At 74.4% G+C, this 19,911-nt stretch carries 19 protein-coding genes and 1 pseudogene; 9 read left to right on the top strand and 11 right to left on the bottom strand.

What is annotated here, in order from left to right; all coding sequences use genetic code 11:
* A partial coding sequence (locus tag AB0N29_RS15505) for a hypothetical protein (RefSeq protein WP_364868044.1) occupies positions 1-213 on the top strand: 213 nt, incomplete at its 5' end.
* 280 nt (positions 214-493) lie between these two features.
* On the opposite strand, the gene AB0N29_RS15500 is transcribed toward AB0N29_RS15505, so the two are convergent.
* A complete protein-coding gene (locus tag AB0N29_RS15500) occupies positions 494-820 on the bottom strand; it encodes an STAS domain-containing protein (RefSeq protein WP_364868042.1) in 327 nt (108 codons plus the stop codon).
* 62 nt (positions 821-882) lie between these two features.
* Positions 883-1,278, bottom strand: a complete 396-nt coding sequence (locus tag AB0N29_RS15495) for a hypothetical protein (RefSeq protein ID WP_302268360.1) — start codon at positions 1,276-1,278, stop codon at positions 883-885.
* 97 nt (positions 1,279-1,375) lie between these two features.
* On the opposite strand from AB0N29_RS15495, the gene AB0N29_RS15490 reads away from it, so the two are divergent.
* Both AB0N29_RS15490 and AB0N29_RS15485 read left to right on the top strand, forming a co-directional pair.
* Positions 1,376-2,167 carry an SDR family oxidoreductase gene (locus AB0N29_RS15490; RefSeq protein ID WP_302268362.1) on the top strand — a complete coding sequence of 264 codons (792 nt, stop codon included), beginning with the start codon at positions 1,376-1,378 and terminating at the stop codon, positions 2,165-2,167.
* 141 nt (positions 2,168-2,308) lie between these two features.
* Positions 2,309-3,184, top strand: a complete 876-nt coding sequence (locus AB0N29_RS15485) for a PRC and DUF2382 domain-containing protein (RefSeq protein WP_364868039.1) — start codon at positions 2,309-2,311, stop codon at positions 3,182-3,184.
* Positions 3,185-3,282: 98 nt separating this feature from the next.
* Here AB0N29_RS15485 and AB0N29_RS15480 read toward each other — a convergent pair whose 3' ends face one another.
* The 4 genes and pseudogenes from AB0N29_RS15480 to AB0N29_RS15465 form a co-directional block, all read right to left on the bottom strand.
* A complete protein-coding gene (locus AB0N29_RS15480) occupies positions 3,283-3,435 on the bottom strand; it encodes a hypothetical protein (protein ID WP_302268364.1) in 153 nt (50 codons plus the stop codon).
* A gap of 153 nt (positions 3,436-3,588) precedes the next feature.
* Positions 3,589-3,990 (bottom strand): annotated as a pseudogene (locus AB0N29_RS15475) (DUF2382 domain-containing protein); the annotation flags it as partial.
* Between the two features lie 83 nt (positions 3,991-4,073).
* Positions 4,074-4,733, bottom strand: a complete 660-nt coding sequence (locus AB0N29_RS15470; protein WP_364868036.1) for a YrzE family protein — start codon at positions 4,731-4,733, stop codon at positions 4,074-4,076.
* A 73-nt stretch (positions 4,734-4,806) separates the two neighbouring features.
* Positions 4,807-6,678, bottom strand: coding sequence for a PAS domain S-box protein (locus AB0N29_RS15465; RefSeq protein ID WP_302268366.1), 1,872 nt, complete (start codon positions 6,676-6,678; stop codon positions 4,807-4,809).
* Positions 6,679-6,773: 95 nt separating this feature from the next.
* Between AB0N29_RS15465 and AB0N29_RS15460 the strand changes: the two genes are divergently transcribed.
* From AB0N29_RS15460 to AB0N29_RS15450, 3 genes are all read left to right on the top strand, one after another.
* A complete protein-coding gene (locus AB0N29_RS15460; RefSeq protein ID WP_302268367.1) occupies positions 6,774-6,986 on the top strand; it encodes a hypothetical protein in 213 nt (70 codons plus the stop codon).
* A 104-nt stretch (positions 6,987-7,090) separates the two neighbouring features.
* The gene (locus AB0N29_RS15455; RefSeq protein WP_364868033.1) at positions 7,091-10,297 is read left to right on the top strand and encodes a response regulator; all 3,207 of its coding nucleotides are present in this window, start codon (positions 7,091-7,093) and stop codon (positions 10,295-10,297) included.
* Positions 10,298-10,332: 35 nt separating this feature from the next.
* Complete coding sequence (locus tag AB0N29_RS15450) at positions 10,333-11,610, top strand: hypothetical protein (RefSeq protein WP_364868031.1); 1,278 nt, start codon at positions 10,333-10,335, stop codon at positions 11,608-11,610.
* On the opposite strand, the gene AB0N29_RS15445 is transcribed toward AB0N29_RS15450, so the two are convergent.
* The gene (locus AB0N29_RS15445) at positions 11,600-12,169 is read right to left on the bottom strand and encodes an RNA polymerase sigma factor (RefSeq protein WP_364868029.1); all 570 of its coding nucleotides are present in this window, start codon (positions 12,167-12,169) and stop codon (positions 11,600-11,602) included. The genes AB0N29_RS15450 and AB0N29_RS15445 overlap by 11 nt on opposite strands.
* Positions 12,170-12,189: 20 nt before the next feature.
* On the opposite strand from AB0N29_RS15445, the gene AB0N29_RS15440 reads away from it, so the two are divergent.
* Both AB0N29_RS15440 and AB0N29_RS15435 read left to right on the top strand, forming a co-directional pair.
* Entirely contained in the window at positions 12,190-13,152 is a 963-nt protein-coding gene (locus AB0N29_RS15440; RefSeq protein ID WP_364868027.1) for a serine/threonine-protein kinase, read from the top strand.
* A gap of 95 nt (positions 13,153-13,247) precedes the next feature.
* On the top strand, positions 13,248-14,387 hold the full coding sequence (locus tag AB0N29_RS15435; RefSeq protein WP_364868025.1) for a Glu/Leu/Phe/Val dehydrogenase dimerization domain-containing protein: 1,140 nt from the start codon (positions 13,248-13,250) through the stop codon (positions 14,385-14,387).
* A gap of 78 nt (positions 14,388-14,465) precedes the next feature.
* Here AB0N29_RS15435 and AB0N29_RS15430 read toward each other — a convergent pair whose 3' ends face one another.
* The 3 genes from AB0N29_RS15430 to purF all read right to left on the bottom strand — a co-directional run bounded on the left by AB0N29_RS15430 (position 14,466) and on the right by purF (position 17,499).
* Entirely contained in the window at positions 14,466-14,654 is a 189-nt protein-coding gene (locus tag AB0N29_RS15430) for a DUF3073 domain-containing protein (protein ID WP_302268373.1), read from the bottom strand.
* 155 nt (positions 14,655-14,809) lie between these two features.
* Positions 14,810-15,934 (bottom strand): phosphoribosylformylglycinamidine cyclo-ligase, encoded by a 1,125-nt coding sequence (gene purM / locus AB0N29_RS15425; RefSeq protein ID WP_364868022.1) that lies wholly within the window; start codon positions 15,932-15,934, stop codon positions 14,810-14,812.
* 11 nt (positions 15,935-15,945) lie between these two features.
* Entirely contained in the window at positions 15,946-17,499 is a 1,554-nt protein-coding gene (purF, locus tag AB0N29_RS15420) for an amidophosphoribosyltransferase (RefSeq protein ID WP_364868020.1), read from the bottom strand.
* Positions 17,500-17,653: 154 nt separating this feature from the next.
* Here purF and AB0N29_RS15415 point away from each other — a divergent pair, with 154 nt between their 5' ends.
* Positions 17,654-19,420: a GAF domain-containing sensor histidine kinase gene (locus AB0N29_RS15415; RefSeq protein ID WP_364868018.1), complete on the top strand. Its 1,767-nt coding sequence runs from the start codon at positions 17,654-17,656 to the stop codon at positions 19,418-19,420.
* Between the two features lie 2 nt (positions 19,421-19,422).
* Here the strand turns inward: AB0N29_RS15415 and AB0N29_RS15410 are convergent, their stop codons facing one another.
* Positions 19,423-19,911 carry a (2Fe-2S)-binding protein gene (locus AB0N29_RS15410; RefSeq protein WP_302268378.1) on the bottom strand — a complete coding sequence of 163 codons (489 nt, stop codon included), beginning with the start codon at positions 19,909-19,911 and terminating at the stop codon, positions 19,423-19,425.

Genomic DNA, 19,911 nt, shown 5'->3' with positions numbered 1-19,911 from the left:
GCCAGGATCAAACTCTCCGTTGAAAAACAACACCACCACCAGACACAAAGCCCGACGGCGGAAAAAGAGATGCCCCTGACAGGAGAAACTGACATCTTTGGACCCCCAAAGGGGCCCAGCCAGAATCATTGTCAAAGAAACCATCAACCAACCAACCCCACAAAAGAGGAAGATCAGTCGACGGGGCATAACAAACTAATTCGTCGACTATGACACACTGTTGAGTTCTCAAGAATCACACGCACACCGCGGACAGCGATCCCTCACTGCCCTCCGGGGCTCGCACACCCTAGACACCCAAGACCCACACCAACAAACCGGTGCAGCCCCCGAACCACCAGGACCATGCTGTGGTCAACCCGGGGCCGGAAGCCCGACCAGACCGGCCTTGCTCCCCGCCGCTCCCTGGCGACAGAGAAAACATTAGACGGCTTCCCGGTGAAGTGCCAAATCGGGCGGCCACCCACCCACGGCGGCGCTCCTGACGGGGGTCTCAGCCGGCCGTCCCGCGCGCGACCGTGGCGTCGTGCTCGATCCCCATGAGCGCGAAGACCCGCGCCGGCAGCGTGCCGTCGGCCGCCACCAGGGTCAGCAGCCCGCCGGCCCGGAGCGCCGCGCCCTGCGCGGCGACCAGCGCGCCGATCCCGGCGCTGGGCAGGAAGTCGACGTCGTCGACGTCGACCCACACGACCTGGCCCCGGTGGCCGGCGACGAAGTCGGCGAGCCGCTCCTGGAGCACCGCGACGATGTCCTCGTCGACGGAGCCGGCGACGCGCAGCACGTCGCCCTGGGTCTCGAACGAGAGGCTCCTACCGTCCACGGACCGCAGCGTAGGAGTGTGTGGGCCCGTGCGCACCCGTTGTCCGCAGTGCGGCGAGCCGCTCAAGCCGAGTCCCGCTCGGCGCCGAGCTCGCGCCGCACCGGCAGCCGGGGGACGCCGCCGAGCCGGCCCGCGTGCCGGACCCGGTCAGCGTGGCGGCCCAGCGCCTCCCACAACGCCGCGTGCGCAGCCCACGGGAGCGGGTCGTCGGCGACGTACCAGCTCGTGCCGAAGGAGACCCACACCGGCGTCCACTCCTGCGCGCAGTCCCAGGCGCCGCGCCGGGCCTCGACCAGCCGGCGCCGGACCTGGAAGGCCATCCGCGGTCCGTCCGCCGCGATCGGCGCGGTCGCCACCGGCCAGACCCACAGGTCGAGCGCCATCAGGTCCAGCTCGAGCTCGCGCAGGACCGTCGGGTCGACGAGCACGGTCGCGACGTTCTCGTGCGGACGCCTCATGCCCGAGACGCTAGACCGGGGACACGACGGCCGCCACCACCCCGCGAGGTGGACAGAGGACGCGGAACGCGCTGCGGTCGGTGGGTACCGACGCCGCATGACCAACTACCCCCGTCTCGCCATCGTGACCGGCGCCGACTCCGGCATCGGCCGCGCCACCGCAGAGCTCCTCGCCACCGAGGGGTACGACGTCGGGCTGACCAGCCACGAGGACGTGGAGGGCGCCCGGGAGACCGCGCGAGCGATCGAGCAGCGCGGCCAGCGCGCCTTCGTCGAGCCCTTCGACGCCTCCGATCCCGGTGCGGGCGCCGTCGTCGACCGGCTCGTCGAGCAGCTCGGCGGGCTCGGCGTGCTCGTCAACGTCGCCGGTACCGGCCACAGCAGCCGGGTGCTCGACACGGACCTCGACACCTGGCGCCACGTGCTGGCCACCGACCTCGACGGCCCGTTCCTGACCTGCCGCGCCGCGGCGAGGCACATCGTCGACGCCGGCCACCCGGGGCGCATCGTCAACGTGACCAGCGTGCACGAGCACGTCCCGCGGCTCGGTGCCGCGGCGTACTGCGCCGCCAAGGCCGGGCTCGGCGCCCTGACCGAGGTGCTCGCGCTCGAGCTCGGCGAGCACGGCATCACGGTCAACTCCGTCGCCCCCGGCGAGATCTCCACCGAGATGACCGGCATGGACACCGAGGAGGCCTACCACCAGGAGCGCCCCGGCAACCCGCTCGGGCGACCGGGGCACGTCAACGAGGTCGCTTCGGTGATCGCGTTCCTGGCCTCGCCGCGTGCCGCCTACGTCACGGGCAGCAGCTACGTGGTGGACGGCGGCCTCTCGCTGATGGCCGCGCACGGGCACGACGAGGCGGGCGCCGGCTGGCGCGAGCTGTGACCCTCCACCGACCACCGTCGTGACGGGGCTCACCCTCCGGGATGGTCTTGTCGACTTTGCCCAGCCGAGCCGAATGCGGCCGAGAGACGACGGGGAAGGGAGGGGTCAGCAACCATCCCGATCGGAAGGAAGCACTCCCCCATGATCACTGAGACCCAGGCGCGCGACGTCATCGGTTCGACCGCCTACGGCTCCGACGGCGAGAAGATCGGCAAGGTCGGTCAGCTCTTCCTCGACGACCAGACCGGTCGCCCGGAGTTCGTGACCGTCAACACCGGCCTGTTCGGCATGAAGGAGACCTTCGTACCGGTCCAGGACGCCGAGCTCTCCGGCAGCGACCTGCGGCTGCCGTACACCAAGGACAAGATCAAGGACGCGCCGAACGTCGACCTCGACGCCGGCCACCTCGACCAGTCCGAGGAGGAGCGGCTCTACGCCCACTACGGCCTCGGGAGCGGCACCTCGGGCGTGGCCGGCACGTACGGCGACGCCGGCACGACGTACGACGACAGTGCGACGACCCGCAACGACGGCGTCCTCGGTGTCTCCGGCACGTCCGGCACCGGCACCACCGGCACCGGCACCACCGGCACGGCGGGCACGGCGCCCGCCGGCCACGACACCTCGGGACCGAACACCGACGACGCCATGACGCGGTCCGAGGAGCGCCTCGAGGTGGGCACCACCAGCCAGGAGGCGGGCCGCGCACGGCTGCGCAAGTACGTCACCACCGAGACCGAGACGCGCACCGTCCCGGTGACCAAGGAGCGTGCGGTCGTGGAGACCGAGCCGGTCACCGGCGGCAACGTCGACGAGGCCCTCGACGGGCCGGCCATCTCCGAGGAGGAGCACGAGGTCGTCCTGCACGAGGAGCGCGCGGTCGTGGACAAGACCGCTGAGCCGGTCGAGCGGGTGCGCCTCGGCACCGAGACCGTCGTCGACGAGCAGACGGTCACCGAGGACGTCCGCAAGGAGCACATCGAGGTCGAGGGCGACGTGGACGACCGCCGCGTCTGACGCTCCCCCGGTCCATCGACGGCCGCCCGCACCCCCCGGGTGCGGGCGGCCGTCCGCGTCGTGGGCGCCCCGGCGTCGTGGGCGTGCCCGCCCGGGTGTCAGCGGCTCGGCACCTCCGGCTCGGCGAGCTCGGCACCGAGCCGGTGCACGACGTACCCGCACGCGGGATCGAGGACCCGGACCCTCAGGTCGTGCCCGCCGCCGGCGGCCGGGACGACCTGGGCCAGGCAGCTGCAACGCACCAGGGCCATGCGGCGCAGGCTAGGCCGCCCCGGCCCGCCCTCGCCGGAGAACCGGGCAAGGTGTGAGCGGCGCCTCCCGGCCCCCGGCACGGCAAACGGCCACCCGCACCGCGCTGGTGCGCGGTCCGGGTGGCCGTCGGCCGGGTGCCGGGCGGCGGCGGTCTAGCCGGGCGGAGGGGCGCTCCGGCGGTCCTCGACCTCGATCCCCTCGTCGCCCTCGACCTCGACGTGCTCGCGGCGCAGCTCGGTCTGGAGCGTGTGCTCGTCGACGACGGTGTGCTTGCGCACGATCACCCGCTCGCGCACGACCAGCTTCTTGGTCACGACGAGCACCTCCTCGAAGACCGGGATCGAGACCGCACCGTCCTCGAGCGTCTCGACCTCCCCGCTGTCACCCTTGAGGGCCGGGACGCGCTCGGAGGTGTCGGCGTGCTCGACGCTGCGGCTCACCGTCTCCTCGACAGGGTAGGTCTCGACGTGCTTGCGCACGTGGACGCGGCCGGACTCGTGCTGCTCGGTGCCGACGACCGAGCGCTCCTCGTGGCGCACCACCGAGGCGTCGTCGGGCTCGACCGCCCCGCTCGTCCCCGGGAGGTCGACGGGGGTCGTGGGATCGAGCGGGTCGGGCTCGTGGCCGGGCTGGTGGCTCATCGGTGCTCCTCCGCGGTGATGCCGCCTTGGTGCGTGCGCACCTTGCGACGCGTCCTGACGACCTCGACCTCCGAGCTGTGCCGGTGGCTTTCACCCAGCCGTCCGCCGAGCCAGCCGCCGAGCAGCATGCACAGCAGCGCGAGGACCCCGGTGACGATCGCGGCCGTGCCGAGGGCGTCGGAGCTGAACCAGTCGGGCAGGCCCACGCGCTCGCGGACGTCGGCGTCGTCGCCGGCGAGGGCCGCCAGGCCGGCCAGCAGGGCGGCCAGCACGACGAGCCACAGGGCGGCGAGCAGGCCGTGGAGCGGGCCGCGGGCGCGCGCCACGCGGGCGGCGACCCAGCCGCCGACGAGGCACGCGAGGAACAGGACGACGAGACCGGCGACGAGACCGCCGATCGACAGGTCGGAGCCGTCGACGCCGCGCTGGAAGCCGATGGTGCCGATCGTGCCGACCAGCGCCGACAGCAGCACCAGGGTGCCCAGCGCGGCGAGCGCACCGGCCAGGGTCGCGGGCACGTCCAGGGTGCGCCGTCGCGAGGCGCCGACCACGTCACCGTGCTCGGTGTCCGCGCGGAAGACCACCTGCTCCTCGGCGGGGCGGGGGATGGAGGGCCGGCCGGGACCGCCGGCGGCTGGGGGATGGGCGTCGGTCATCGTCGCTCCTGTCTCGGAACCGGGGAGTACCCCGCCCGAGCCCGGTCATACGGCCGCCCGGCCGCTCAGGCGCTCAGTCGCGGCGCTCGCGCGGGAGACGCAGCACGAAGCTCTGGTCCTCCACCGAGTACGTCGCGGAGCCGCCGTGCGCCTCGGCCAGCGCGCGCACGATGTAGAGCCCCAGCCCGGTGCCGCCGGTGGTGGTGCCGAACCGCTCGAAGAGGCGGTCCCGGGACTCGGCGGGCACGCCCGCGCCGGAGTCGCGGACCGCGATCACGACGCTGTCGCCGTCGGCGCGGGCACTGACCACGACCGGGGGCCGCCCGTGGGTCAGCGCGTTGACGACGAGGTTGTCGACCATCTGCACCAGGCGCCCGGCGTCGGCGACGACGACGAGACCCGGGTCGAGGTCGAGCAGGACGTCGCCGCCCGGCCGGCTGCCGCGAGCGGCGGTCGCGACCGAGCGCAGCGGCTCGTCGAGGGGCACCGGCGCGAGGGTGAGACCGAGGCTGCGGGCGTCGGCGCGCGAGGCGGTGAGCAGGTCGTCGAGCAGCCGGCGCAGCTGGTCGGCGGTGCGCCGCATGCCCTCGGCGAAGTCCTGGCGCTCGCCGTCGGTCAGGTCCGCGTGGTGGCGGGCCAGCGTCTCCGCCGTCGCCGCGAGGACGCCGACGGGCGAGCGCAGCTCGTGGGCGGTGACCGCGAGGAACTCCGCCTGGTCGGCGGCGGAGCGCCGCAGCCGCTCGTTGGCCTGCTGCTGCAGCTCGAGGATGCGCCGGCGCTCGGTGGAGTCGCGGGTGACCTTGGCGAAGCCCACCAGGTCGCCGTCGGCGTCGTGGACGGCCGAGATCGTCACGTGCGCCCAGAACCGGCTGCCGTCCTTGCGCAGCCGCCAGCCCTCCTCCTCGTAGCGGCCCTCGCGCCGGGCGATGGCCAGCTCGTGCTCGGGATGCCGCTCGGCCTGCTTGTCCGGCGGGTAGAAGACCCGGAAGTGCCGTCCGACGATGTCGTCGGCGGAGTAGCCCTTGCTGCGCTGGGCGCCGGCGTTCCAGCTGGCCACGTGGCCCTCGGGGTCGAGCATGAAGATCGCGTAGTCCTGCACGGCCTCGACCAGGAGCCGGAAGCGCTGCTCGGTCTCGTGCAGCTCCGCCTCGGCCAGCCGCTGCTCGGTGACGTCCTGGGCCTGCAGCAGGAAGTAGAGCGGGCGGTCCTGGGCGTCGAGGACCGCGGAGATCGTGGCGTGGAGGCGACGGCCCGGGTCGTCGGCGAGCCCGTGCTCGATCTGGACCGCGCCACCGCTCTCGCGCAGCAGCTGCAGGGCCTCGAGGACCCGTTTGTGGTCGTGGGCGAGGTCGGGGTACGGCGTGCCGACGAGTGCGTCGGCGTCCTCCCCCAGCACCTGGACGAAGTGGCGGTTGACCCGCACGACCCGACCGTCCAGGGTCATCGTCGCCATCCCGATCGCGGCGTCGTCGAAGATCTCGCGGAACCGCTCGAGGTGCTCGGCGAGCACCGGGTCGAGCTCGGGCGGCGGACCGTCCTCCACCGCGGCGGGGGCCGGCTCGGACGGGGGCCCGGGCGCGGCGACGTCCACCAGCCGGTCCACGAGCTCCTCCAGCGGCACGGACTTCTCCACGAAGTCGGTCGCGCCCAGCCGCCGGGTGTGCTCGGCCAGGCCGGCCTGGTCGAAGCCGCTGAACATCACCACCCGCGTGGTCGGGGAGGCGTCCAGCACGAGCGGCAGCGCGCCGAGCCCGTCGCGACCGGGCATGGAGACGTCGAGCAGCATCAGCGCCGGGCGGTGCGCGCGGGCGAGCTCCACTGCGTCGTACCCGTCCGCCCCCTCGCCCACGACCTCGAGCCGACCGGACAGCCGCAGCCGGGTCTTGACCAGCAGCCGCACCTCGGGGGCGTCGTCGACGACGACGATCGTGGGGAGACCGGGCATGCGCCGGAACCTACTGCACCCCGGTCCGGTGAGGACGGTCGCGGACGGCGGGTACCGGGGGCACGACCCCTGACCCTCCTGGGAAGGAGACCCCCGTGCGCGGACTCATCGGACTGCTGGTGGTGGTGTGGCTGGTGATCGGCGCGGCCGCCGCCTGGCAGCGCGGCTACTTCGGCGACGACCGGGACGCCAGCTGCAGCACGGTCGGCGACACCGTCCTCACCGTCGTCGCCGGCCCGCTCAACTACGTCGGCGTCAACCCCAAGGTCGACTGCAAGGTCCCCGACGCGCCCCAGCCCTCGGAGTAGGTCACCGGGCGGTCCACAGCGGCCCGGGTCCCACCGGCGGATTCGGAACCTCCGCTGCGCAGGTGGGGGCCGGGGCGACATGATGGTCCGTCGGAGGTGGGTGCGTGGCGCAGGCGGGTGGACCACCGGAGCACGTGTTCCGGTGGGTGGCCGAGACGACGACCGACGGCCTGTGCTTCCTCGACGCCGGCGGCACCATCACCTACGTCAACGACGCCGTCGCGACGGCCGTCGGCCGGGCGCCGCACGAGCTGCTCGGCGCGCCGGTGCGCGACCTGTTCACCGTGCGCCCGGGCGGGCCGGGCGGGCCGGGCGAGGCGGAGCACCCCCACAAGGGCACCGACGAGCACGCCGGCGACAACGTCGAGGCCGTGCTCGTGCGCGCCGACGGGACCCGGGTCCCCGCCCTCGTGACGTCGGTGCGCCTGCCCGACGAGGCCGGTGAGCAGTGGCGCTGGCTGGTGCGGGTCACGCCGTACGCCGGGCGGCAGGGGCTGCTGGAGCAGCTGCGGGCGCGGGAGCGCTCGCTCGCCGACGCCCAGGAGATCGCCCGCCTGGGCAGCTGGAGCTGGGACCCGGCCGCCGACGTGGCGGAGTGGTCCACCGAGATGTTCCGGATCACGGGCCGCGACCCGCTGCAGTGGACCCCGACCCTCGACTCGTTCCTCGACTCCCTCCACCCCGACGACCGGGAGGCGGTGGCGTCCGCACTGGCCTCGGTCGTGGCGGGCGGCGAGAGCTTCGAGGTCGACGCGCGCCTGGTGCGGCCCGACGGGCAGGTCCGCTGGATCCGCGCGCTGGGCCGGGGCCGTGGCCTGTCGACCGGCGGCCGCGCGCTGCGGGGCACCGTCCAGGACGTGACCGCCCTCAAGGTGGCCGACGCCGAGGCCGCCGAGGCCGGCCAGCGGCTGCGGCTGCTGCAGGAGGTCGCCCTCGCCGCCAACCGGGCCACCACCCTGCGCGAGGCCCTCGAGATCGCCGCGCGGGCGCTCCCGGCGCACGGCAGCGGCTGGCAGCCGCTCGCGGTGCACGTGCCCGCCGCCGGCCGGCTCGTGCCCCTCGCGACCTTCGACGGCGCGGTCGCGGCCGACCTCGCCCTGGTCGAGCGCGCGCGACGCACCCGGGAGATCACGACCGCCCCGGCGCCGGGCCTCGCCGGCACGCACAGCCTGGTGGTGCTGCCGGTCCTCGAGGCCGAGGAGGTGCTCTGCCTGGTCTCCCTCGTGGCCGACGAGGCGCCCCCGGAGGAGACCTCCTACCAGCTGCTGCGGCAGGTCGCGATCCAGCTCGGGCTCGTCGCCGAGCGCGAGCGGCACGCCACCGAGCTGGCCGAGGCCCGCGACCAGGCGATGGAGGCCTCGCGGCTGAAGTCGGAGTTCCTGGCCACGATGAGCCACGAGATCCGCACGCCGATGAACGGCGTGATCGGCCTGACCGACCTGCTGCGGCGCACTGCGCTCGACGACCAGCAGCAGCGTCTCGTCGACGGGCTGCGCGACGCCGGCCTGACGCTGATGGCGATCATCAACGACATCCTCGACCTGTCGAAGATCGAGGCCGGCAAGCTGGAGCTGGAGACCGCGGACTTCGACCTGCGCGGCGTGCTCGACCAGACCGCGGGCGTGCTGGCCGGACCGGCCCACGAGAAGGGCCTGGAGCTGGTCGTCGCCTGTGCCGCCGACGTCCCCCGGGTGCTGCGCGGCGACGCCGTGCGGCTGGGCCAGGTGGTCGCCAACCTGGCCTCGAACGCCGTGAAGTTCACCGACCGGGGCGAGGTGGTCATCAGCGCCGAGCTGGTCGAGGAGACCCCGGTCGAGGCGGTGGTGCGGGTGACCGTGCGCGACACGGGCGTCGGCATCGACCCCCGCGGGCGTGCCCGGCTCTTCGACGCCTTCACCCAGGCCGACCCCTCCACCACGCGTCGGCACGGCGGCACCGGGCTCGGCCTGGCGATCTCCCGGCAGCTGGTCCACGCCCTGGGCGGGGAGATCTCCGTGGAGAGCGAGCCCGGCCGGGGCAGCGCCTTCGCGTTCACCGCGCGCCTGGACCGCGCCGACGCTCCCCGCCACGCCGCGCCGGCCGGGTCCGAACCGGCTCCGCTCGCCGGCCGGCGCGTGCTCGTCGTCGACGACAACGCGACGAACCGCGCGGTGCTGGTCGAGCAGCTGGCCTCCTGGGGCGTCGACGCGGTCGCGGTCGCCTCCGGGACCGAGGCCGCGCTGACCCTGCGCGAGGCGACCCGCAGCGGCCGCCCGTACGACGTGGCGGTGCTGGACCTGCTGATGCCCGAGGAGGACGGCCTCGAGCTCGCGCGGCGGCTCCGCGCCGACGCGCACGTCGCCGAGCCCCGGCTCCTCCTGCTCTCCTCCGACCAGGCCGTCGGGGGCGGGGACGCCCGGGCGGCCGGCTTCGACGCGACGCTGGCCAAGCCGGTGCGCCACGACGACCTGCGCGAGGTGATCGCCTCCGTGGTCGGTCCCGGTCCGGGCACCGTCGACCGGCCGGCCGCGGGGCCGGCCGACGAGCTCGGCGTCCGGGTGCTGGTCGTGGAGGACAACCCGGTCAACCAGCTCGTCGCCACCGGCATCCTGGAGAGCCGGGGGTACGCCGCGGACGTCGCCTCGGACGGGATCGAGGCCGTCGAGCGCCTGCGCGGCGAGCACGGGTACGCCGCGGTGCTGATGGACTGCCGGATGCCGCAGATGGACGGCTTCGAGGCCACCCGCACCATCCGTCGCACCGAGCCGGCCGGCCGGCGCCTGCCGGTCATCGCGATGACCGCCTCGGCCCTCGAGGGCGAGCGCGAGCGGTGCCTGGCCGCCGGCATGGACGACTTCCTCACCAAGCCGGTCGACCCCGGTGAGCTCGACGCCGTGCTCCGGCGCTGGACCGGCCCGCAGGCGGCGCCGGACCGGCCGGCCGACGGGGCGCTCGACGACCACGCGGGCCGGTCGCGCCCGACCGGCGCCGTGCTGGACCCCGCCCGGGTCCGGATGCTCGACGAGCTGAAGAAGGACGGCGTGAGCTTCTTCGTCCGCACGGCCACCTCGTTCCTGGGCCGGATCGACGAGCAGGTCGCCGCGATCCACGACGCCGTCCGGTGCGGGGACGCCAACCGCACGTTCACCTCCACCCACCTGGTCAAGGGCAGCGCGCTGAACCTGGGCCTGACCCGGGTCGCCGAGGTGGCCCAGCGGATGGAGGACCACGCCGAGCAGGGCAGCGCGGCCGGCATGGACGGGCTGCTCGCGGACCTCGACCGCGAGATCACCGCGGCGGTGGGCGCCCTGCGGGACGCGGTCGGCACCTAGTGGGTGCGCCGGGACCGCAGCCGGTCCTCCCCCCGGTGCTGCCGCGGTTCGAGGTCGTCGCCCGGCGGCGACCCGTCGAGCTGGTCCGGCCCTTCGCGTCGACCTCGGGCGCACCCGGCGGGCCGGTCGCGCCGTACGTCGCCGTCGAGGGCCCTGACGTCGGCCCGGACGCCGGCCCGCTCACCCTGGCCGGCGACGGGCTGCGGGTGGTCGCGTCCTACGACGGCACGGCGCGGCTGGAGGTCACCGCCGCGGGCCGGACGACCCGGCACCGGTCGCGGCGGCACGGCCGCGCGGGCGCGCCCGTCGAGCGCCTCGGGCTGGCGCTGACCGGCACGCACGTGACGCTGCTGGCCCGGGAGGCCCGCAGCTGGGTCGCGCGCTGCCGCGTCGACCTCGCCGGGCGGGTCGACACCCGCGACGAGCGGCGGGTGGCCACCCTCGAGGCCGCCGGCGGCACGTTCGGCTCCTTCGGCCAGCTCGGGCTGCGCGACCTGCGCGTGGTCACGACGGCCGACGGCGCGGCGTACCGCCCGGGCGGGCTGGTGCACCTCACCGCCACCTCGGCCGGCCCCGGGTTCTTCGACACCGCGCACACCTCGGTGTGGACCCTGGACCCGGTGACGCTCGACCTCGAGCACGCGGCCGACCTCTTCTTCCGCCGCCCGGACCGGCCCGGGGTGCTGGGCGACCACGCCACGCACCTGGTCCGCGACGGGGACCGGTGGCTGGTCGCCACGAGCACGTGGGGCGACTTCGACCGCCGCCGGCGCACCCGCGTCACGCTCGCGGAGACGACGACCGACCTCCTGCGGGGCACGCACGTGCTCGACACCCGCGAGCTGCCGCTGCCGACCGACGGCCTGCGCTCCGTGGCGGTGTGGGACCCGCACCTGGTCCGCACCGACGACGGCTGGCTCGTCGGCTTCGTGTCGGCGCGGCGGTACTTCGAGTTCCACCCCGCCCTCGCCGGCGGCCCCGACCTCGACGGGCTGCGCCTGCTGGCCGCCGACCCCGCGCCGCGCGAGTGCGAGGGCACGACGCTGCTCCGCCTCGACGGCCGGTGGCGGGTGCTGGCCAGCGACAAGGACCAGCGCACGTGGCCGGTGCACGACCTGGCGCTGCGCCGCACCGGCCGCCTCGACGCGCCGTACCCCTCGAACATCCCGTGGCCCACGCTCGTGCCGCTGGCCGACGCCGCGGGCGGCGGGTGGCTGGCGGTGACCTTCGACGGCACCCGGGCCGGCGGCCGGCTCGCCGGCTACGGCACCCACGGCGACGTGGTCGTGATGCGCGCGCCGGTCAGTCGGTGACGCGCAGCAGCGGTCGCACCGCGTTGCGGGCGCTGTGGATCCGTGACTTCACCGTGCCCAGCGGGACGTCGAGCACCCGGGCGATCTCGGCGTAGTCCAGCTCCTGGACGTCGCGCAGCACCAGCGGCTCCACCAGCTCGGGGTGCTCGGCTCCCACGACCTCCAGGGCGTCGAGCAGGTCCAGCCGGCTGCCCGCGATGACGCTCGTGGTGCGCGGGTCCGCGGCCACGGGGAGCTCGTCGGTGAGCCGTTCGGCCGCGCGGCGGCGCAGCGTCCGGTACGTCGAGCGGGCGCTGTTCGACGCCACGACGTGCAGCCAGGTGGTGAACCGGCTGCGCCCGCCGAAGGACCCGATCCTCGTCGCGACGAGCAGCAGCGCGTCCTGCGCCGCCTCCTCGGCGTCCTCGGGGAAGAGCAGCATGCGCCCGCAGATCCGCCGCACCCGCGGCTGGACCGCGGCCAGCAGGTCCTCGAGCGCCTCGCGGTCACCCGCGGCGGCCCGCAGGGCCAGGGCGTCGAGCTCGTCGGGGGTGGGCTCGGTGCCGGGGTCGTGGCTCACGGTCTGGGACGATACGACGCATGCCCCTGCCCGAGCGCCTCGGCCGACTCCGGCGCGTCGAGCGGCTGGGCGTCGGCGGCTTCGCGACGGTCTGGCTCTACCACGACGCCGAGCTGGACTCCGACGTCGCGGTGAAGGCGCTGGCCGAGAACTGGGCGCAGCGGCTCGACGTCCGCGAGCGGTTCCTCGAGGAGGCGCGGATCCTCCGGCGCGCCGACAGCGACCACGTGGTCCGCGTCCACGACATCGGCGAGGCCGACGGGACGCCGTACTTCGTGATGACGTACGCCGACCTCGGCTCCCTGGCCACCCTGCTCGAGCCGGGCCGCCCGCTGCCGCCCGGCCGGGTCCTCGACCTGGTCGAGCAGGCCGCCGACGGGCTGGGCGTGCTCCACGACCTCGGCGTCGTGCACCGCGACGTCAAGCCGCAGAACCTGCTGCTGCGCAGCGGCGGCAGCGCCGGCGACCGGCTCCTCGTGGCCGACCTCGGCGTGGCCAAGGCGATGCTGCACGCCAGCGGGCTGACCCAGGTGGTGGGCACGCCGGCGTACATGGCGCCCGAGCAGGCCCTGGGCACCGGGGTCGACCGCCGCGCCGACGTCCACGCGCTCGCGGCCGTCGCCTACCAGATGCTCACCGGCGAGCTGGCCCGGACCGGCTCGGTCAGCTCGCTGGCCCACGCCGGGCTCCCGGTCGCGCCGTCCGCCCTCGCCGACCTGCCGCCCGCCGCCGACGCGGTGCTGCTCGCCGCGCTCGACCCCGCCCCGGAGCGGCGGCCCGCCGACGCGGCGACGTTCGTCGCCCGGCTGCGGCGGTCGCTGGCCGGCGACGCGACCGTGCTGCACACCACGGCCGGTCCGGCCGGGCCCGCGGCCGCCGCCGCGAACCGCCGCAGGTCCGGCAGTGCGACGGCGCTGCTCGCCCTCGTCGTCTTCGTCGCGACGTTCGCGGCGGCGTACGCCCTGGTGCGGCTGCTCGACTGAGGGGCCCTAGGCTGGGTGTGACCCGCGCCACCCCTGCGGGTCAGCACACCCGTCGCCGCACCACCCCCGCGGCCGAGCAGAGAGCAGGCACACCCATGTCAGCGACCCCCCGCACCGCCGGGACCACCCCTCCACGCAGCGCCGCCGTCGATGTCTTCGAGCTCGGCGCCGAGCACGAGCAGGTCGTCTTCTGCAACGACCCGGCCACCGGTCTCCGCGCGATCGTCGCGATCCACTCCACCGCCCTCGGCCCGGCGCTGGGCGGCACCCGCTTCCACCCCTACGCCTCGACCGACGACGCGATCGCCGACGTGCTCGACCTCTCCCGCGGCATGTCCTACAAGGCCGCGCTGGCCGGGCTCGACCTCGGTGGCGGCAAGGCCGTGATCATCGGCGACCCCGCCACCACGAAGTCCGAGGCCCTGCTGCGCGCCTACGGCCGGTTCGTCCAGTCCCTGGCCGGGCGCTACTACACCGCCTGCGACGTCGGCACCTACAGCGAGGACATGGACCACGTCGCGCGGGAGTGCTCCTTCGTCACCGGGCGGACGCTCGCCCACGGCGGCGCGGGCGACAGCTCGGTGCTCACGGCGTACGGCGTGTTCCAGGGCATGCGCGCCGCGGCGGAGCACGCCTGGGGCAGCACCTCACTGGAGGGCCGCACCGTCGGGGTGGCCGGGGTCGGCAAGGTCGGGCGCCACCTCGTGCGCCACCTGGTCTCCGACGGCGCGCGCGTCGTCGTCACCGACGTCCACGCGCCCGCGGTCGAGCGGGTGCTCGCCGAGCACGCAGCCGGGACCGGGCCCGCTCCGGTGCGTGCCGTGGGGTCGACGGCCGAGCTGCTCGCCGAGCCGCTCGACGTCTACGCGCCGTGCGCGCTGGGCCGCGCGCTCACCGACGACGTCGTCGACGTGCTCTCGGCCCGGGTCGTGTGCGGCGCCGCGAACAACCAGCTCGCCCACCCGGGGGTGGACAAGGCGCTGCTGGACCGCGGCATCGTCTACGCGCCCGACTACTGCGTGAACGCCGGCGGCCTGGTCCAGGTCGCCGACGAGCTCGAGGGCTTCTCCTTCGACCGTGCCGAGCAGCGCGCGGCACGCATCTACGACACCACCCGCGCCGTCCTGGAGACGGCGGCCGCGGAGGGGGTCTCCCCCGCGGTCGCCGCGGACCGGCTCGCCGAGCGCCGCATGCGCGACGTCGGCCGACTGCGAGGCATCTGGCTGGGTCGCTGACCCGCCCGGAACAGCCTCGTCACGCATCGACCCGGTCGTCCGGCCCCTGGGACAGGGGCCGGCCGGCCGGGTCAGTGGTCAGTCGCGCCGGGGCTCGACGACGTCGGCCCACTTCTCGAGGATCTCCGGATCCACCTCGGCCTCCTGGTGGTCGGTCTCCCCGCCGTGCAGCTCCTGCGCCAGCTTCCCGAAGTCCGTCTCGTGAGTCCGGTACTTCAGGTCGCGGGCGACCTTCGTCTGCTTAGCCTTCGCTCGGCCGCGCCCCATAGGGTCAGCCCCCTCGCAACTTGGCCGGGGCACAGTGGCACCCGGGCTGTCCTCAGAAATTCTCCGTGGCGCCAACGCTACCTGTTGCGTGGTTGTTCCCGCACGTCCGGGTAGGAAGTCGCTGCGCGCGTCGCCGTCGGGGCGCGCCCCGGTGGCTACCAGCCGGGGTGCTGGCCGGTCAGGTGCACGCTGCCACCGGCCTGTGACGCGGTGTGGCCGGCCGTTCCGGCCTCCCGGACCTCCCCGGCGACCCAGGCACGGACGCCGTGCCCGGCGAGCACCCGCACGGCCTCGTCCACGTCCGCGGCGGGCAGCAGGGCGACCATGCCGACCCCGCAGTTGAGCGTGGCCTCCAGGTCCGCCTGCGGCACGTCGCCGACCCGGCGGACCAGGTCGAAGACCGGCTGCGGGGTCCACGTCCCGCGGTCGATCGTGGCGGTCAGCTCCACCGGCAACACCCGCTCGAGGTTCGCGGCCAGGCCACCGCCGGTGACGTGCGACATCGCGTGCACGCCGGTGCGGTCGGCCAGCTCGAGGCAGGCCTTGGCGTAGATCCGGGTCGGGGTGAGCAGCTCCTCGCCGAGGGACCGGCCGAGCTCGGGCACGTTGCGGTCCAGCGACCAGCCGGCGCCGCCGTCCTCCGGCGAGCCGAGCAGGACGTGGCGGACCAGGGAGTAGCCGTTGGAGTGCAGGCCGCTGGCCGCCATGGCCAGCACCACGTCACCGGGGCGGACCCGCCCCGGGCCCAGTAGCCGGTCGGCCTCCACGACCCCCGTGGTGGCGCCCGCGACGTCGTACTCGTCCGGGGCGAGCAGGCCGGGGTGCTCGGCGGTCTCGCCGCCCACGAGCGCGCAGCCGGCCACCTGGCACGCCTCGGCGATGCCCTTGACGATCGCGGCGATCCGCTCCGGGACGACCCGGCCGGTGGCGATGTAGTCGGTCATGAACAGCGGCTCGGCGCCGCACACGACGAGGTCGTCGACGACCATGCCGACCAGGTCGAAGCCGATGGTGTCGTGCACGTCCATCGCCTGGGCGATCGCGACCTTGGTGCCGACGCCGTCGGTCGACGTGGCGAGCAGCGGCCGGGTGTAGCGGGTCAGCGCGGAGGCGTCGAAGAGGCCCGCGAACCCGCCGAGCCCGCCGATGACCTCGGGCCGGGTGGCCTTGGCGACCCAGCCCTTCATCAGCTCGATGGCGGTGTCGGCCGCCTCGATGTCGACGCCGGCCTCGGCGTAGGCGTTCTTCCGCTGCGGGACGGGGGGCTGGGCGTCGGTCACCGGGCTGATCCTCAGGGGTTGTTGAGCACGGGCAGCGCCTTGCCCATGGTGGGGGACTTCAAGGTGGCCTCGAGCAGGTGCTTCCCGAGCAGCGACTCGTCGGGCAGCTCGACGGGGTACTCGCCGGTGAAGCACGCCTGGCACAGCGCCTGCGCCGGCTGGCCGGTGGCCTCGACCATGCCCTCGAGGGAGATGTAGCCGAGGCTGTCGGCACCCACGCTCGCGGCGATCTCGTCGACCTCGAGGCCGTTGGCGATCAGCTCGGCGCGGGTGGCGAAGTCGATGCCGTAGAAGCACGGCCACTTCACCGGCGGGCTGGAGATCCGCACGTGCACCTCGAGCGCGCCGGCCTCGCGGAGCATCCGCACCTGCGCGCGCTGGGTGTTGCCGCGGACGATCGAGTCGTCGACCACGACGATGCGCTTGCCGCGGATCATGTGCTCCAGCGCGTTGAGCTTGAGCCGGATGCCGAGCTGGCGCAGCGTCTGGCTGGGCTGGATGAACGTGCGCCCGACGTAGGCGTTCTTGACGAAGCCCTGGCCGAAGGGGATGCCGCTCTCCTGGGCGTAGCCGGACGCCGCGGGCGTGCCCGACTCGGGCACCGGCATGACCAGGTCGGCCTCGACCGGGAACTCCCGGGCCAGGCGCCGACCCATCTCGACGCGCGCCTCGTGGACGTTGCGGCCGCTGATGGTGGCGTCGGGGCGGGCGAGGTAGACGTACTCGAAGACGCAGCCCTTGCGCTCGGGCTCGGCGAACCGGTGCGAGCGCAGGCCCTGGTCGTCGATGACGAGCATCTCGCCGGGCTCGACCTCGCGCACCACGCTGGCGCCGATGGTCGCCAGCGCGGCGTCCTCCGAGGCGACCACCCAGCCGCGGTCGAGGCGGCCCAGGACGAGCGGGCGGATGCCCTGCGGGTCGCGCGCGGCGTACAGCGTGTTCTCGTTCATCCACACGAAGCAGAAGGCGCCGCGCAGCGTGGGCAGCACCTCCAGGGCGCGCTGCTCGAGGGTGCTGTCGGGGTGGTGGGCGAGCAGGGCGGTCACCAGGCTGGTGTCGTTGGTGACCTCGCCGGCCGGGCGCGTGTGCAGCTCCAGCTCGTCGTCGGGCCCGGGCAGGTCGTCGACCATGCCGCGCAGCTCGTGGGTGTTGATCAGGTTGCCGTTGTGGCCCAGCGCGATCGAGCCGTCGGCCGTCGGGCGGAACGTCGGCTGCGCGTTCTCCCACGTGCTCGCGCCGGTCGTGGAGTAGCGCGAGTGGCCGATCGCGACGTGGCCCTTGAGGGAGTCCAGCGTGGTCTCGTCGAAGACCTGCGAAACCAGGCCCATGTCCTTGTAGACCAGGATCTGGCGGCCGTTGCTGACCGCGATCCCGGCGGACTCCTGGCCGCGGTGCTGGAGCGCGTAGAGACCGAAGTACGTCAGCTTCGCGACGTCCTCGCCCGGGGCCCAGACCCCGAAGACGCCGCAGGCGTCCTGCGGTCCGGCCTCCTGCGGGTCCAGCGCGGTCGTCAGCCGGCCGTCTCCGCCCCTGCGCGAGCTGCCAGTGCTGCTGAGGTAGGGCACGGCCCGATCGTAGCGGCGCGGCGCGGCACCGCCCGATTCCCGGCCGGTCCCGACCGATCGGCGGACGCATGCCACCGGGGCTGCGTATCGTGGCGGTGCTCACTGCGCCCCACCCGCCAGCTCCGCGCCGCCCCCTCCCCTCGACTGGAGCCCGATGACGAACCCCGCGACCGCCGCCACCCGGCCGGGTCCCTCGGGGTTGTCGCCGGAGGCCCAGGAGTCGCTGCAGCTGATCGCGGAGGGCATCACGGCGGTCGCCGGGTTCGGCGTGGCCGCGATCGGGCTCGTGCGCGACGAGCACCTGGAGATGGTGGCGGTCGCCGGCAGCCCGCAGGCCCGCGGGGAGCTCACCGGCCGTCGTACCCCCCTGCACCTGCTGACCACCGAGCTCGAGGTCGCCGACGACTGGGGCCTGCTGAAGTTCGTCCCCCACGAGCGGCTCCGCTCCGACGTCGAGACCTGGGCGTGGGTGCCGCAGATCGAGGTGTCCGACGACGCCGAGGCCTGGCACCCGCTCGACATGCTCACCGCCCCCCTGCTCGACGACGACGGCGCCATGCGCGGCCTGGTCTCCATCGACGTCCCCGACGACGGTCGCCGCCCCGGCCCGACCCGCCGCCGGCTCCTGGAGCGGTACGCCGCGCAGGCCTCGCGCGCGGTGCTGCGCGAGCTGGAGCGCGAGGAGCTCGCCGAGCAGGTCCGGCTCGCCGAGACGGCCCGCAAGGTGGTCCGCCGCGCGTCGCGGCAGCGCTCGCTGGCCCGCATCCTCGACGAGTCCAGCGAGGCCCTCGTCGAGGGGTTCCGCGCCCTGGGGATGTGGATCCAGACCTTCGACGAGGACGGCCTCGGCAGCGGCACGGTCCACGCCCTCGACGGGACCGAGGTGGAGCTGTCCGCCGGCATCGTCGAGATCGCCGAGCGCTCGGCCCGGCTCGCCTGGGCCGCCCAGCGCACGGTCGTGGTGGCGCGCGGCCGGCTGGAGGACGGCCTGAGCGAGGACGAGCGCGAGCAGGTGGTCGACCTGCTCGACAGCATCGACGTCGGCTCGATCCTCTTCGTGCCCCTCGGCGTCGGTCCCGAGTGCCTCGGCAACCTGGTGCTCACCCGGCCGCACGGCGGTGCGTGGTGGTCCGACACCGAGGCCGACGCGGCCCTCGACATCGGCCGCGACCTCGGCACCGCGATCCTGAACCTCCGCGCCTTCGAGCGCGAGCACCGGCTGGTCCAGGAGCTCCAGGCGCTCGACCAGTACAAGGGCCAGCTGATCGCCACCGTCGCCCACGAGCTGAAGAACCCGCTGACGTCGATCGTCGGCTACCTGGAGATGCTCGAGGGCGAGGGGCTCGCCCAGGGCGTCGAGCAGGCGCTCTCGGCGATGGACCGCGGCGCCCGCCGGATGGTCCGGGTGATCGACGACCTGCTGCTGCTCTCCAAGGTCGGCGACCCCGCGAACCCGGTCATCCCGCGCCCGGTCGACCTGCGCACCGTCGCCGCGGACGCGGTCGACCTCACCGCGGTCGCCGCGCGGCAGCGCGACCTCGAGGTGCGCATCGACGCGCCGCCGTACCCCGTCCTGGCCAGCGGCGACCCCGACGAGCTCGACCGTGTCCTGTCGAACCTGGTCAGCAATGCCGTGAAGTACACCGAGCCCGGTCGCTCGGTCACCGTCGCCCTGGCCCGGGACGGCGACGAGGTGGTCGTCGAGTGCCGCGACGAGGGCTTCGGGATCAGCGCGGAGGACCAGGAGCGGCTGTTCACCGAGTTCTTCCGCTCGACCAACCCGGTCGCGGTCGCGCAGCCCGGCACGGGGCTCGGCCTGGCGATCGTCGCCCGGATCGTCGAGCGGCACGGCGGCCGGATCGAGGTCGAGTCCGAGCTCGGCCGGGGCAGCACGTTCCGCGTGCGGCTCCCCGCGGCCTGAGCTCAGCGCATCGCGCGGGCGCCCTTCTCGATCGCCTCGCGGATGCGGACGTAGGTGCCGCACCGGCAGATGTTGCGGATCGAGTCGAGGTCCTTCTCCGAGATCTCCCGGCCCTCGCGGCGCACCTTCTTGACCAGCGCGACGGCCGCCATGATCTGGCCGGGCTGGCAGTAGCCGCACTGCGCGACGTCCAGCTCGAGCCACGCCTCCTGCATCGGGTGCAGGTCCCGGCCCTTGGCCCCCACGGTGGCGGGGAGGCCCTCGATGGTGGTGACCTTGTCGGTCCTCCCCAGGTCGCCGACCCGGACCGAGCACGGGTTGAACGCCTTGCCGTTGATGTGGCTGGTGCACGCCTTGCACACGTTGATGCCGCAGCCGTACTTCGGGCCGGTGACGCCGAGGAGGTCGCGGAGCACCCACAGGACTCGGACGTCGTCGTGGACGTCCACGGTGACGGGCTTGCCGTTCAGGATGAAGGTCTGCTTGGGCAC

The organism is Nocardioides sp. NPDC092400, from assembly GCF_040684155.1.
In the GTDB taxonomy this organism is placed as follows: domain Bacteria; phylum Actinomycetota; class Actinomycetes; order Propionibacteriales; family Nocardioidaceae; genus Nocardioides.
This window is presented reverse-complemented; position numbering and strand designations above follow the sequence as displayed.